Below are 14,496 nucleotides of genomic sequence, written 5' to 3' on the forward strand. Positions count from 1 at the left end.
GTAATTACTTCTGGTTATGGGGCACGACCTTGAACTGCTGGTGAGCGTGGCTCAGAAAATGTTCAGCGGCCCGGATCAGCGGCTGGCCCTGCAGCCACACGGCCTCAAAGTGCCGCTGCAGCCGCAGGCCTTCGATGGGTACCACCTCCAGGTGCCCACCGGCCAGTTCCTTGGCTACGCCCTGCACCGATACAAACCCGATGCACTCCGGCGCGGCTTCCAGGTACGACTTGATGCCCTCGGTATTGTCGAGATAAATGGCCACTTGGCACTGGGCCAGCTTCACGCCGTGGGCGCGCAGGCCAAACTCGAGCACTTCCAACGTGCCGGAGCCCCGCTCCCGCAGCACCAGCGGGTGGCGCAGCACTTCGGCCAGCGGCTGCGGAAGCGGAGGTGCCCCACCCGGCACCGCCCGGCGCACGGCCACCAGCTCATCGTCGAGCAGAAATTCGTAGTGCAGGTCGCGGTTTTTGACTTGGCCCTCTACTAGGCCCAGGTCGATCTGACTAGTAAGCAACGCGTCGGCTACCTGCTCAGAGTTGCCGATGAGCACGGTCAGCTCCACGCGCGGATAGCGGGCCTGGAAGCCGGGCAGAATGGGCGGAATCACGTATTGCGCCAGAGTGGAGCTGGCCCCGAGCCGCAGCCGCCCGGCGGTGGTGTCGTGCAGGGTATGCAGCTGTTCGGCCAGGTGGTGGTGCAGTTCGTGCACTTGCTCGGCGTAGCGCAGCAGCAGCTGGCCGGCTTCGGTCAGGCTGACGCGGTTGCCGCGCCGCTCAAACAGTCGCTGCTCGTAGCCGCGCTCCAACTCCCGGATGTGCCGGGTGACGGCCGGCTGGGTAATGCACAACTCCTGCGCCGCCTTAGTGAAGCTCAAGTGCCGGGCCACGGCCTGGAAAACGCGGAGGCGGAAGTCGGGCATGAGGCGAAGGTAAGCGGCGGCCAGAATCCGGCCGCGCGCCCCACGGGCGAGGCAGCCGCCAACGAATGGCACCTGAATGACCGCCTCCACGGCGCGGGCTGTTCGGCCGATGGTCGGCTAGCTAAGGCCAGCCTTACGACAGCATGCCTCTGGCACACAGCGCAAATTATTTATTTACCCTTGATAATCGGGGTTTTACACAATGCTCAGCAGCTTGCACCAACAGTTATTTAGATTCTTTCTACCCAACTATTTAAAAACAATCTAAACAGCACTACTTTTGCGGCCGGTTAGGACATCCCATCAGGTCCCGCCACTGCTGTTCATGCGTACATCCCTGCTCCTGCTTTCTTCGCTGCTGGCGGCTTCGGCCCCAGCGCTTGCTTTGCCCACCACCGCTCCGCTGCCCGCCACCGACGATACCGGCCGCGGCGCCACGCTCACTGGCACCGTGCTCGACCGCGGCGGACAGCCGGTGACGGGCGTGCTCGTGACCGTGGCCGAGCGTTCGGCCGTAACCGACGCCCGCGGCGCCTTTCGGCTGTACAGCTTGCCGACCGGCGAATACACGGTGACTGTCACGGGATTGAGCATCAAGCCGGTGACGCAGGCCGTGACCCTGCAGGCGGGGCAGGTGCAAGCCCTGCAGCTGACCATCGAGGAGGCTGTGCGCGAGCTGGCCGGTGTGACGGTGGCCGCCAAGGCCACCCGCTACGCCCCGGAAGTGGATGGCACGACACTGACGGCGGGCAAGAAAAACGAGATTGTGCAGCTTGATAAGCTCGACGCCAACCTGGTGGTGAACAGCGCCCGGCAGGTGTTTGCCAAGGTGCCGGGCGTGACGGTGTGGGAAAGCGACGGCTCGGGCCAGCAGATCAACGTGGCCACGCGCGGCCTTTCGCCCAACCGGAGCTGGGAGTTTAACACCCGCCAGAACGGCTACGACATCAGCTCCGACCCCTTCGGCTACCCCGAAGCGTACTACAACCCGCCGCTGGAGGCCGTGGAGCGCATCCAGATCATCCGCGGCGGCGGCTCCCTGCAGTACGGCCCGCAGTTCGGCGGCCTGCTGAATTACGAGTTGAAGCGCGGCCCCCGCGACAAAAAAATCGAGTTCGAAACCAACAACTCGGTGGGCAACAACGGCCTGGTGGGCTCCTACAACTCGCTGGGCGGCACCGTGGGCAAGGTGAGCTACTTCGGCTACTACCAGCAGCGCGTGGGCGGCGGCTGGCGCGACAACTCCGAGTTTAACATCCGCAACGCCCACCTTAACGTGCAGTGGCAGGCCACCAGCAAACTGCGTCTGGGCGCCGAAATCAGCCACCTGGGCTACGAGATTCAGCAGCCCGGCGGCCTGACGGACGCGCAGTTTTACCAAGGCAACGTGCGCCGCAGCTCGCGCAGCCGCAACTGGTTCAGCACGCCGTGGACCATGCCGGCCTTCACGGCCGACTACCAGTTCTCCGAGCGCACCCGGCTCAGCCTGAAAACCTTCGGGCTGCTGGGTGAGCGGAACTCCATCGGGCTGGCCAGCAGCACCGGCGTGGACAAGCCCGACGCGGTGCTGCCTGCCACCGGCCAACCGGCCGCGCGCCAAATCGACCGCGACCGGTACCGCAACCTGGGCTCGGAGCTGCGCCTGCTCACCGACTACGGCCTGCTGGGCCAGCAGCACACGCTGGCCGTGGGCTTGCGCGCGGCCGGCGCCCACCTCACGCGCCGCCAGCTGGGCCTGGGCGACACCGGAGCCGACTTCAACCTGGACCTGCAGGCGCCGCGCTTCGGCCGGGAGCTGCACTTCCGCACCCGCAACTACGCTGCTTTCGCCGAAAACATCTTCCGCGTGGGCTCGCGCCTGACCGTAACGCCGGGCGTACGCCTGGAGCTGATTGACAACGAGGGCCGCGGCTACCTGAGCCTGAACGCCAACGGCTCCGAAAACCAGATCAAGCAGGACTCGCGCCGCCGCGTGTTCCTGTACGGGGCGGGCGCCGAGCTGCGCGTGACGGACCAAACCAACCTGTACGCCAACTACTCGCGCGCCTTCCGCCCCGTTACCTACGGCGACCTGACCCCGCCGGCCACCGCCGACGTCATCGACCCGGACCTGCGGGATGCGAGTGGCTTCAACGCCGAACTGGGCTACCGCGGCACCTGGGGCAACGTGCTTACCTTCGACGTGGACGCCTTCTGGCTGCATTACGACAACCGCATCGGCACCCTGCGCCGCGCCGTGCCCGGCGACCCCACCCGCACCCAGCAGTTCCGCACCAACATCGGCACGAGCGTGCACAAAGGCGTGGAGGCATACGTGGAGCTGGATTTGGTACACGCCTTCACCCAGGATTTCAGCCTGCCGCACTTCGACGTGTTCGTATCGTCGGCGCTGGTGGATGCGCGCTACACCCAGCTGCGCACCGCCACGCTCAGCGGCAGCAACATTCAGGAGGGCGACCTGAAGAACAACCGCGTGGAGTACGCGCCCAAGTACACCCACCGCGTGGGCGGGACCTTCGCCCACAAGGGTTTCTCGGCCACGGCCCAGCTCACGCGGGTGGCTGGCGTGTACAGCGACGCCAATAACACGGTGCTGCCCAACGCGGCCGCCACCACGGGCCGCGTGCCCGGCTACTCGGTGACGGACTTCTCGGCCACTTACCGCTTCGCCAAGCGCTTCACGGTGCGCGGCGGCGTCAACAACGTGTTCGACAAAAACTACTTCACCCGCCGCTCGGGCGGCTACCCCGGCCCCGGCATTCTGCCGGCTGACGGTCGCACCTGGTTTGCCTCGGTGGGCCTGAAGCTGTAACGCCTGCGGGCTGCCCGGCCACGGCCGCCGGATTCCGCACGCGGAGTCCGGCGGCTTTTTTTGCGGCGGAACCGGGAAGCTGCTTCGGCGTCCGGTGGCTCCACGCCGCATGGGCGAAGCCGTCGGGTGGGCAGGTGCGGCCGCCGGCGTACCTTGCCGGCCTCATTTAGCTGCCTTCCCATGAAAACCCCGTTGCTGCTGGCCGCGTTGGCCGGCCTGGCCGGGCCCGCTTTGGCCCAGCAAACCCTCACGCCCGAACTGCTCTGGAAGCTGGGCCGCCTGGGCGAAATGCAGGTGTCGCCCGACCGCAAAACCGTAGCCTTCACCGTCACGCGCTACGACCTAACGGCCAACCGCGGCAACTCCGATATCTACACGGTGCCCGTGGCCGGCGGCGCGGTGAAACAGCTGACCAGCACGCCGGGCAGCGAAAACACCCTGAACTGGCGCCCCGACGGCAAGCTGACCTTTCTCTCCGACGAGGGCGGCTCCACGCAGCTTTACGCAATGAGCGCCGACGGCTCGGGCAAGCAGAAAATCAGCGAATTCACCGATGAAAGCCTCTCGAACCTGAAGTTTGCGCCCACCGGCAAGTTCATCCTCTACACCCAGGACGTGAAGGTACGCAAGGGCATTCAGGACCTCTACCCCGACCTGCCCAAGGCCGACGCCAAGCTCTACGACGACCTGTTTTACCGCCACTGGACGCAGTGGGAGGACGACAAAGCCTCGCACGTGTTCTTCCAGCCCGTGGGCGACGACGGCCGGCCCACCGGCTACGGCAAGGACGTGCTGGCCGGCGAAGCGTACGACGCGCCGGTGCGGCCGCTGGCCGGCTCCGAGCAGCTGAGCTTCTCGCCCGACGGCTACACGGTGGCATACACCTCGCGCAAGCTCTCGGGCCGGGCCGAGGCCACCAGCACCAACTCGGATATCTACCTCTACTCCGTGCGCGACAACAAAACCCGGAACCTGTCGGAGGGCATGCCGGGCTACGACATCGAGCCGGTGTTTTCGCCCGACGGCAGCCGGGTGGCCTGGCTGAGCATGGCCACGCCGGGCTTCGAAGCCGACCGTTCGGCCATCGTCGTGCACGACTTCCAAACCGGCAAACACGAGGACATTACCCAGGGCTCGGAGCTGAGCGCGGCCAACGTGCGCTGGTCTCCGGACGGCAAGACCATTTATTTCGCGGCCGTGGTGGAGGGCACCGAGCAGCTGTTTGCGGTGCCCAGCAAGGGCGGCAAGATCAAGCAGCTGACCAAGGGCCTGCAGAACTACAACAGCTTTGAGCTAGCCGGCCCGGACGTGGCCATCTGCAACCGCACGACCATGCAGAGCCCGGCCGAAGTGGTGCGCGTGAACCTCAGGAACGGCCAGGAAACGGCGCTGACCCAACTCAACCAGGACGTGATGGGCGCGGTGAAGGTGGGCAAGGTGGAAAACCGCCGCGTGACGACTACCGACGGCAAGCAGATGCAGGTGTACGTCATCTACCCGCCTGACTTCGACCCGAGCAAGAAATACCCAACGCTGCTTTATTGCCAGGGCGGTCCGCAAAGCCCGATTTCGCAGTCCTTCTCCTACCGCTGGAATTTCCCGCTGATGGCCGCGCAGGGCTACATCGTGGTGGCCCCGAACCGCCGCGGCCTGCCCGGCTTCGGGCGCGCGTGGAACGACCAAATCAGCGGCGACTGGGGCGGGCAGCCCATCCGCGACTACCTCTCCGCCATCGATAAGATCAGCGAGGAGCCTTACGTGGACAAGGACCGCCGCGGCTGCGTGGGCGCCTCGTACGGCGGCTTCTCGGTGTATTACCTGGCGGGCCACCACCAGGGCCGCTTCAAGACGTTCATCGCCCACGCGGGCCTCTTCAACCTGACGAGCTGGTACCCGACGACGGAGGAAATGTTTTTTGCCAGCTACGAGATGAAGGGCACGCCCTGGGACAAGGCGCTGAGCAAAAGCTACCAAGAGTTCGACCCGCAGCGGTTCGTGGGCCAGTGGGATACGCCCATCCTCGTCATTCACGGCGGCAAGGACTTCCGCGTGCCCGAGGGCCAGGGCATGGAAGCTTTCGGCTCGGCGCAGCTGCGGGGCATTCCCAGCCGCTTCCTGTACTTCCCCAACGAAGGGCACTGGATTCAGAAGCCGCAGAACTCGGTGCTGTGGAACCGCGTGTTCTTCGACTGGCTGGGCCGCACGCTCAAAGCCGACGGGCAGGCCGCCAAGTAAGCGGGCTGCTCATCGCACCCCAGCGGACAGTGCCGCGGCTGAATCAGTCGCGGCACTGTTTGTCTTATGGCCTGCTTGCACTGCCCCGGGCATCGTTTTGGCGCGACGGCGTATATTCAGGACGCTTATTTTCTCTATTGATTATGCCCAAACTATTACGCTACGCCGCCCTGCTGCTCGCAGGGCTTGGAGCCGCCCCGGGAGCCGCCGCGCAGCAGTTCCTGGCCCGTGGCCCGCGTCCGCTGCTCCCTCATTTTGCTCACGCGCAGGACCGCAACGCCAGCCTCTACATCCGGGCGAGCCGCCCCGCCCTGGTAGCCCCCGACGCGGCTTACAAGCGGGTGCTGGCCCGGAACGGCGTGAAGGCCGTGCTGAAAGTCCGGCTGAACAGCGCAGGACAGGTAACCGACACGGTGGGTGGCCAGCAGTTCGATCCGCAGGGCCAGCTGCTGCGCACCTGGCTGGCGACCGGCCGCACGGCCTACCTGCCCACCGCCTACAAAACGCCGATGGCGGGCACCCGCCGCGTCGTGCGCACCCCTGCGCCCGCTGATCTGACCACGGCCCCGCGCGCCATGACGCGCCCCACCGCCAGCGCCCCCGCCGAACAGCTTGCGCCCGACGAGTCGCACGTTGCCGAGGAGCTGCCCAGCCCCACCGACTCGGTGCTTACTTACATCCAGGTACCCATTCGCACCAAGGCCGGCGTGACGGGGCACTACCACCGCTTCCGCTACGCGCCCCACCCCGACACGATGCTGTACTTGCAATACAGCGCCACGGCCGACGGGCGGCTCCGCTTCTCGGCGGCGCGCTACGGACTGCTGAAGAGCCGCCGGCCGGTGGAAGCCGGACGGATAACGGCGCGGCAGGCGCAGCGCCAAGCCGCGCAGATTGCCGCCAACCCGCAGCGGAGCATTGCCGACGCCTTCGCACCCATGCTGCACGCCGTGCGCGGCCGGCAAGGCCTGGAGCCGTACCAGCAGTGGCGCTACAACAACAAAGGGCAGCTCGTGCACGAGGAAGCGGCCATCAAACTCAATGCTTACCAGGCCGGCACCTCCATGCCGCAGGTCGTGACCACCAAGATTAATTACACCTACAATTCCTTAGGGCAGCTCATCGGGCGCCAGGAAACTTTTGCGGCGGTGCGCATGCCGACCCGAACGGCCTATCGGGTGTTTTCCTACTTGCCCAGCGGCCTGCTGGCCGGCGAGACCAGCAAGGACACCAACGACGAGCCCATTTTCTACCGCTACCAATACGAATACTACCCGGAGGCACCCGCGGGCGGCGCGTCCCCGCACGGGCAATGACCTTTACCCCGTCGTTACCACATCCGTCACCTTGCGAAGGTCGCCGCTGATCTTCTGCACAAACTCCAGCTGCTCGAGCAGCAGGCGCTCCTCCCCGGCCGGAGCCGGTTTTGCCGACGCGGCGGCTGGCAGGACGGCTGGCAGGGCGCCCAGTTCCGGCACGTCGTCGGCAGGGCTGAGCTTGCGTAGGCTCTCGGTAAGCAGCTGCAGGGCTTGGCGCACCGGCTTCAAGGCCTCCGGCGGGCTCGCCGGCAGGTTGCCGGCCCGGGCCGCCGAAGCCAGCGTGGCAATGTTCGACGAGAGAATCATGTTCAGCACCACAAACTGGTGCACCTCCGCTTCGTGGCGCTGCTTGCTCTTGGGTTCGGAGAGCATGCGCTGGAAGGCGGCGGCCAGGTTGGCGGAGCTGAGGTACACATCCTTGCGGGCCAATTTGTAGTCGGTGGTGCTCAGCGCCCCGCCGGCCAGGCACTCGGCCAGGCGGTGCAGGTAGTAGCGGTTGGCGCGCAGCACGTCGCGCATGTACGTGGTGAGCTGCTCCGACTCCCAGCGCGGAAACAGCACGTAGCCCGCGGTGAGGGCAATGGCGCAGCCAATAACCGTGTCCAGAATGCGCTCCTCGATGACGGCCACGTAGCTCATGCTCAGGAAATGAAACAGGATGAGCAGAAAGGGCGTCAGAAAAGTCACCATGACCACGTAGTTCAGGCGCTGGAAGCTGTAGGCCACAATCATGAACACGAGCAGAAAGCCGAACTGCACCAGCTGATTGGATACCAGCCAGAGCACCGCCACCCCGATGAGCCCGCCCAGCAGCGTGCCCGCCACGCGCTGAATGTTGCGCTCCTTGGTGAGGCTGAAGCCCGGCTTGAGCATGTACACGGTGGTCATCACAATCCAGTAGCTGTGGTAGCCGCTCACCAGCAGCCGCGCCACCGCGAAGCCGATGATGGCCGCGACGCTTACCCGCAGGGCGTGCCGAAACGTGGCCGAAGTCATCGTGAGGTTGCCCAGCAGCAGCTGGGGGCTCAGCGACTGGTGCGTCACGAAGCGGCTGAAATCGGCCTCGGCCGGGCTGCTGGGGGCTGGGGCCCGGTAGCCCGGGTCGGTTTCGCGGCTCAGGTCGGCCAGGCGTTGGTGCAGGTTGCGCAGCTGCACCAATACCTTGCGCAGCACCAGGTTGGAGCCCGGCTCCTCCTCGCCGATGCGGTCGATGCGGGCCTTGAGCTGTTCCAGCTCGGGCAGGCGGTCGTGGTGCGGCGTGTGCGGGCGGTTGGCTTGGATGGCCAGCCCCAGGTGGTCCAGCTCCACGGCCATGCGCCGGATCAGACGGGCCACGTCGGCCAGCACGCCGGTGTGGTTGAAGCGCTGGCGCAAGGCCGCGTAGTCGTAATAAGTGGCCGTAATCTGCTCGAACAGGTCCACCGCGTCGACGAACGTCAGCACCAGCCGGCGCCCCGTGCCCGTGGTTTCGCCCACGATCAGGCGCGACTTGAACAGCAACTCCCGCGTGGCGTCCTGCTTTTCGTTCACCACCACCTGCTGCTGCACCAGTTGGCGGTAATCCTTATCAAGGCTGGTTTCCGGGTCGTAAAACTCGGCCTTCAGGCGCAGGTACTCCGCAATGGCGTGGATACACTCGCCCAGGGCGCGCTGCGCCGGGCGGTACGGGCGGATGCGAAACAGCAGCAAACAGACGAGCGTGTACCACACCCCACCCGCCGTGACCAGCCCCGCGTAGCGCAGCAGCTCGGGCAGGGTCATTTCCTGATCCATGGTCAGGATCATGATGAGCAGGCCCGCCGAGCCGATGGCGCCGGCCCGGGCACCGTACACCAGTAGCATGGTTAGCCCGAAGCACAGCACCAGAATTTCAGCCCCGAGCAGCCACACGTTCTGCCGGACCAGGCCGGTGAGCAGAATCACCACCAGCACCAGCGCCAGGCAAAGCAGCAGGCCGTTGCGCTTGTGCACCACCGGCCCCGGAATGTCGGTCAGGCTGGTACACACGGCGCCGAGTGAGAGGGTCATGCCCAGCTCAAACTGTCCGACCTGGGCCATCAGCAGCGTGGGCAGCAGGATGCCGAGCGTGACGCGCAGCCCGTCGGCGAAGTCTTGTCCGTAAAAGAAGTATTGAAGAGTGCGTTCGTGTCGGCGCATAACAGAAGCGGGCAGCGGGCCGCCGGGCCCCAAACCTAGCCTTAAACGCTACCGCGCCCCAACGTAACCAACGCCCACCGAAAAATCCTCATGCCCGCGGAGCCCGGCGGCGTAGTGCAGGTAGCGTCTGCCTGACTCCCCCGTCTTAACGTCCTGATACTTCGTGGCCCCGGCCCGGCTTCCGGCGCGGGCAGCCGCGGACGCTACCGGATCAGTACTCTTTTTTTCGGTTTTATTTTAATTTGAAATAATTAACCTATAACGTTGTGGTCGCGGCGCCACTTTCCCTCTTGGGTTCCCGCCTCTTCTCTCTTTCCGTGACTTTATGAAACAGGCTATACTCGGCCTGGGTTTGCTCGTGGCCGGTAGCGGCACGGCCGCCGCGCAGCAGGCGCACGCCCTCAAGCTCAATGTATTTAGCCCCGTCATCCGCACCGGCTCGTTTTTCTACGAGCACAAAACCGGGGCGCACCGCTCCGCGCAGCTCGGGGCCGCTTACACCAACATCAAGTATGGCTACACCCGCCGCCGCGGCGTGACATTGACGCCGGAGTACCGCTTTTACCTCACCGGCGACGCCCTCGACGGCTTTTACCTCGGGCCGTTCGTGCGGTTCCGGGGGTTCAAGATGAGCACGGAAGTCACCCGGTTCGACGACGCCGGCAACCCCTACCAACTCGCCCGCACCGGCAACAGCTACACGCTGGGCGGCGGCGTGGTGGCCGGTCGGCAGTGGCTGCTCGGCGACCACATCACGCTGGATGTGTACGGCGGGCCCAGCTTTAGCGGCAGCCGTTTCCGCTTCCACCAGGATGCCGAGCGCTTGGACTTCGACAACACCGGCATGTTCGACGGATTTGGCATCCGCACGGGCTTCACTTTCGGCCTGGCGTTTTAAGCGGACGCCCTTTGACATGCAAAAGCCCCGCTGCGGCGGGGCTTTTTATGGTAGGCGCTCCTTCCGGCAACGTCAGGAAGCGTAGCGGCGCAGCCCGCTCTGGTGGCAGTAGCGCTCAGCGTCGAGCAGCGTCGAGACGATGGGCAGGGGCGCGGTGGTCAGGTTCTCTAGCTCGGCCCGCACGGTATCGGTGAGGTGGCAGAGCACCAGGCTCATGCCGTGGCTGGCCAGCTTCTGGTGGTAATAAGCCAGCAGTTCCACGGCGTCGGGGGGCAGGTGGTGCAGGTGGCTGCAATCCAACCATACACTGGACTTCCCACTACGAGATGCGCGGCGCAGAGCCCGGTCGAGCGCGTCTTCGTGTTCGAGGCTCGGGGGAATGTCATCGGCCAGAATGAGCAGGTAGCTCTCCGGCAGAATTTCTCGGTAAACCTCCATGGACAAAAGGATGAACAGGTGCGAAGCAGGACATGAACGAACGGCGGAGGCAGCGGGAGCAGTCTTACCAAGCTACTACTGCCTTGAATAAATTCAAAACAGTCTTGGCCCGGTGCTTCTAATATACGGTTATCCTTGACAAAATAGCCATCGACATATGTTATGACATATGCAATTAAGTAATTGACCTGATATAAGTTGCGTCAATTACCGAGTCAACTAGCTTCATTAATCACAACGGAAGGCGGCATTTCCATCTTACAGCGGTGCAAAATCGTCCATCAACTGCCGGCGCACGGCCAAGAAAGCTTAGCGGGTGGATTGCCTTCTTTGTTAGAACAAAATATCCTTCACCGGCTCTGTTTTAGCCGGCAGCTCGGTTTCGCCCAGCATCTCGCGCAAGTCAATTTCGATGGTGCGGCACAGGGCCGTCATCGGCACGTCATTCATCTGATTTTCGAAGGGGTTTTCGCTGGTGTGTCCCACCACCTCAATGGTATTGAACACCCAACTGGTGAGGACCGAGAAAGGTACCGTAAGCCACACCAGTCCGGGGCCGAGCTGATCAAACTCCCGCAAGAGGCCCAAGGGCAGCATCAGCGCAAACAGGCACACGAAGAGGAAGCTGTAGAAGGCGTACTGCCGCGGAAAAGGCGTGTTCTTGATCCGCTCGCAGCCCCCCTGCAGGTCGAAGAGCTTCTCCAGCGTACGCATCATGCTCACGTGCTGAAAGTCATTGAGCAAGCCGCGCTCTTCGCGCAGGATGCGCAGCTCGGCGGCCTGCTGGCGCAGCAGGTGAGCGGGCGGGTTGGCGCGCTGCCGCATAAACTCCGATTCGTCGGGCTGCAGAAACGGAGCCACGTCGGTATCCCACAGCTCCTCGCGCTGCTGGCGCAGCTGCAGGCGCAGGGCATTGCACCAAGCCACGTGCCGGTAGATCAGCCAGCGGTGCCGTTCCGTCAGCTCGCGGGCGGTGGCCATGGGGCGGTGCGCCGTCAGCTCGGGCGCGTCTACGCGTGAGGTGATGAACTCCAGCGCCTGAATGGCCCAGGTGCGGCTGGTGTTCACGATGCCGCCCCAGATCTGGCGGCCTTCCCAGAAGCGGTCATAGGAGCCGCTGTTCTTGAAGCCGATGTAGAAGGCTACGGCGGTGCCCAGGGTGGCCACGGGCTGCCAGGGAATGGCCAGGTGGGTGAACCCGCTGCTGTAAAACCAGCAGATGGTCAGGTTGTAGAGGGTGAGAATGAGCACACTCCGCCACGAAGTGCGCCAAATGATGCTCCAGCGGAGGTTTTGTCGAATGTACATGCGGCTCAGATAACCAAGCGGGGCCAGCGGCGGCACCCGTTTGGATGGGCCTTGTACGGAAAAACGCCCGGCGCGTGGGCCCCGGGCGTTCCAATTTGTGGCCGTTGCCCGACGGCGGGGCGCTACGACAGTTGGGCGCCAAACACCTATAGCTGTTGGAAACCCAGGCTGAGCGCAGCGGGCAGGTCGGCCGGGCGGATTTTGGCCGTCAGCACCAAGCCCGTCGGGCAGGTGCAGGCGGCACAAACCACAGCCTGCCCGGTGCGGGCGGCGCTCAGGCCGGTGGCCTGAATGCCCTGCTGCTGCAGGTAGGCGCCCGCCACGGCTTCCAGTTGTTGGGGCGTGGCGGCCTGCCCCCACTGGTCGGCGCACTGGGTTTGGGCGTAGCTCACCTTCACAGAGTCTTCCTCAGGACACACGTCGGGTTTTTCAGTCAGGCAGCTGGTGGTGCCGAAGCCTACCAGGCCCGTCAGCAGCCACGCAGCCAGCGTAATCCTTTTCATAGCGGTTGAACATTAGGAGTTTACTCCGACAGGATGCCCCCACGGCGCCGGCAGGTTGCAAGCCAATCCGGCTTTATTCCACCCCGATACCCATCAGCTGCATGAGCTTGCTGGCGTTGAACTCGCGGCACAGCCCCGGGGTCAGGCGGTAATCAAACCGAATTTCGTCGCCGATGATGTCGCTGTTGAAGCTGTAGTTGGTCACGAAGCCGGCCAGTTCCTGGGCCAGGTCGCCCAGCTCCAGGTCGTGGGTGCTCACGAGGCCGCTGGCCGGGCGGCGGTGCAGCTGCCGGATCAGGCCCCGGGCGCCGTCGTGCCGGTCGCGGGAGTTGGTGCCCTTCAGAATCTCGTCGAGCAAGAAGAACACCGGCTGGCCGGCGGCCGTCAGGTCCAGCAGCTGGCGCAGGCGCTTGAGCTCGGCGTAGAACGAGGACGTGCTTTCGGCGAGGTTGTCCTGGGTGCGCATGGCCGTGAACAGCTGCATGGGCCCGATGCGCAGGGTGCGGGCGCAGGCCGGCCCACCGGCCAGGGCCAGCACGGCGTTTACCCCGATGGTGCGCAGAAAAGTGGTTTTGCCCGACATGTTGGAGCCCGTCACCAGCCCGGTGCGGCCCGGGCCTTCACTGGCAAAGTCGTTGGCCACGCGCCCGGCGCTGAAGATGAGCGGGTGCGCCAGCTCCTCGGCCGCGAAAGTGAGCGGGGCATCCACCGCTTCCGGCACGGCCCAGGCGGGGTTGGCGTACTGCACGGCCGCGAGGCTGCTCAGGGCTTCTACCTCCGCCACCACCTCCAGCCAGGGCTCCAGCCGGCCGCCCAACTGCTGCCGCCAGCGCCCCAGCCGCCACATCCAGAAAAAGTCCCACAGCAGCAGGTTGTTGGCAAAAAAGCCCGCCAGGGTGCTCCAGCGCAGCGAGAAGTTCTGGGCAATGCCAGCCAGCCGCGCTACGTAGGCCGAGGCCGGCGCCCCGTGCGCCAGCAGCACCGCGCGCAACGCTTGCAGCCGCGGGGCGGCGCAGTCGCGGGCTTCGAGGTGGCGCAGCTGGTCGCGGTAGGCGCGCAGCACGTCGTACATGTCCATGCAGCGCTCAAACACGGCGTCGCGCTCCTGGCGGAAGCGGTAGTTGAGCGCGTACATGGCCAGGATGGGCGCCGCGGCCAGCCAGCCCGAGCCGCCCGTCAGCCAGAGCGTGGTGCCCAGCGCGGCCAGCGCGGGCAGCAGCGGCAGCAAGGCCAGCACCCAGCCGCGCCCCTGGTAAAAGTCCGGCTCGTGCATCCAGGTCAGAAACGGCCGCGGGTCGTCCGACTGCTTCGGAAACTGCCGGGCGCGGGCCTGCCAGTGCTGCCGCCACGGCACGTCGGCGGCCAGCTCGGCCACGGCCTGCTGCCGGGCGCGCAGCTCGGCCGGGGCGGCGGGGGCCTGCAGCCAGCCGGCCAGCGTGTCCTGGCCCAGGCGGGAGGTGGTGCGGCTCACCAGCTGAAACAGGGAGTGCGGCCCGAACACGTCGAGGTCGGCGGTATAGGGGTGCGCCCCGTCGGCGTAGCGCTGCCCGGCGTCGAAGGCCGCGAGCTTGCCGGCGAGGCGGTCCAGCTCTTCCTGGTTGATGAGGCGCAGCAGCTGGCGCTGACGCAGGGCGTAGCCCACGCGGCCGTGCCAGCGCATCACCACCAGAAACACCACGTAGCAGGCGGCCAGCCAGCCCAGCCCCCCGGCGTTCTGCCCCCGCTCAAACAGCCACCAGGCGCCGCCGGCCGCGGCGGCCACCACGGCCAGGCGCAGCCAGCCGATGGCGCTGTGCCGGGCGGCGTAGTGCCGCTCCTCGGCGGCGTAGGTGGTGAGGTTATCGGCGAAGACTTCCGGCGGCGTGACGTGCAGCGGACGGATGGAATTGGCAACGGGCATGCGG

10 protein-coding genes are annotated in these 14,496 nt (G+C 65.5%); 4 read left to right on the plus strand and 6 right to left on the minus strand.

Annotation, left to right across the window (positions count from 1 at the left end; all coding sequences use genetic code 11):
• Positions 1-4: 4 nt before the first annotated feature.
• Positions 5-922, minus strand: coding sequence for a LysR substrate-binding domain-containing protein (locus ACYVKQ_RS22910; RefSeq protein ID WP_460677707.1), 918 nt, complete (start codon positions 920-922; stop codon positions 5-7).
• Between the two features lie 325 nt (positions 923-1,247).
• Here ACYVKQ_RS22910 and ACYVKQ_RS22915 point away from each other — a divergent pair, with 325 nt between their 5' ends.
• The 3 genes from ACYVKQ_RS22915 to ACYVKQ_RS22925 all read left to right on the plus strand — a co-directional run bounded on the left by ACYVKQ_RS22915 (position 1,248) and on the right by ACYVKQ_RS22925 (position 7,285).
• Complete coding sequence (locus ACYVKQ_RS22915; RefSeq protein ID WP_460677708.1) at positions 1,248-3,734, plus strand: TonB-dependent receptor domain-containing protein; 2,487 nt, start codon at positions 1,248-1,250, stop codon at positions 3,732-3,734.
• A gap of 180 nt (positions 3,735-3,914) precedes the next feature.
• On the plus strand, positions 3,915-5,969 hold the full coding sequence (locus ACYVKQ_RS22920; protein WP_460677709.1) for an alpha/beta hydrolase family protein: 2,055 nt from the start codon (positions 3,915-3,917) through the stop codon (positions 5,967-5,969).
• A gap of 143 nt (positions 5,970-6,112) precedes the next feature.
• On the plus strand, positions 6,113-7,285 hold the full coding sequence (locus tag ACYVKQ_RS22925) for a hypothetical protein (protein ID WP_460677710.1): 1,173 nt from the start codon (positions 6,113-6,115) through the stop codon (positions 7,283-7,285).
• 3 nt (positions 7,286-7,288) lie between these two features.
• Here ACYVKQ_RS22925 and ACYVKQ_RS22930 read toward each other — a convergent pair whose 3' ends face one another.
• On the minus strand, positions 7,289-9,445 hold the full coding sequence (locus ACYVKQ_RS22930) for an FUSC family membrane protein (RefSeq protein WP_460677711.1): 2,157 nt from the start codon (positions 9,443-9,445) through the stop codon (positions 7,289-7,291).
• Positions 9,446-9,770: 325 nt separating this feature from the next.
• Here ACYVKQ_RS22930 and ACYVKQ_RS22935 point away from each other — a divergent pair, with 325 nt between their 5' ends.
• Complete coding sequence (locus tag ACYVKQ_RS22935) at positions 9,771-10,343, plus strand: DUF3575 domain-containing protein (protein WP_460677712.1); 573 nt, start codon at positions 9,771-9,773, stop codon at positions 10,341-10,343.
• 72 nt (positions 10,344-10,415) lie between these two features.
• On the opposite strand, the gene ACYVKQ_RS22940 is transcribed toward ACYVKQ_RS22935, so the two are convergent.
• The 4 genes from ACYVKQ_RS22940 to ACYVKQ_RS22955 all read right to left on the minus strand — a co-directional run bounded on the left by ACYVKQ_RS22940 (position 10,416) and on the right by ACYVKQ_RS22955 (position 14,492).
• Positions 10,416-10,781, minus strand: coding sequence for an STAS domain-containing protein (locus tag ACYVKQ_RS22940; protein ID WP_460677713.1), 366 nt, complete (start codon positions 10,779-10,781; stop codon positions 10,416-10,418).
• 333 nt (positions 10,782-11,114) lie between these two features.
• Positions 11,115-12,089 (minus strand): bestrophin family protein, encoded by a 975-nt coding sequence (locus ACYVKQ_RS22945; RefSeq protein ID WP_460677714.1) that lies wholly within the window; start codon positions 12,087-12,089, stop codon positions 11,115-11,117.
• Between the two features lie 146 nt (positions 12,090-12,235).
• Positions 12,236-12,592 carry a hypothetical protein gene (locus ACYVKQ_RS22950; protein WP_460677715.1) on the minus strand — a complete coding sequence of 119 codons (357 nt, stop codon included), beginning with the start codon at positions 12,590-12,592 and terminating at the stop codon, positions 12,236-12,238.
• Between the two features lie 73 nt (positions 12,593-12,665).
• Complete coding sequence (locus ACYVKQ_RS22955) at positions 12,666-14,492, minus strand: MutS-related protein (RefSeq protein ID WP_460677716.1); 1,827 nt, start codon at positions 14,490-14,492, stop codon at positions 12,666-12,668.
• Between the last annotated feature and the right edge of the window lie 4 nt (positions 14,493-14,496).

This window comes from Hymenobacter coalescens (assembly GCF_054783195.1).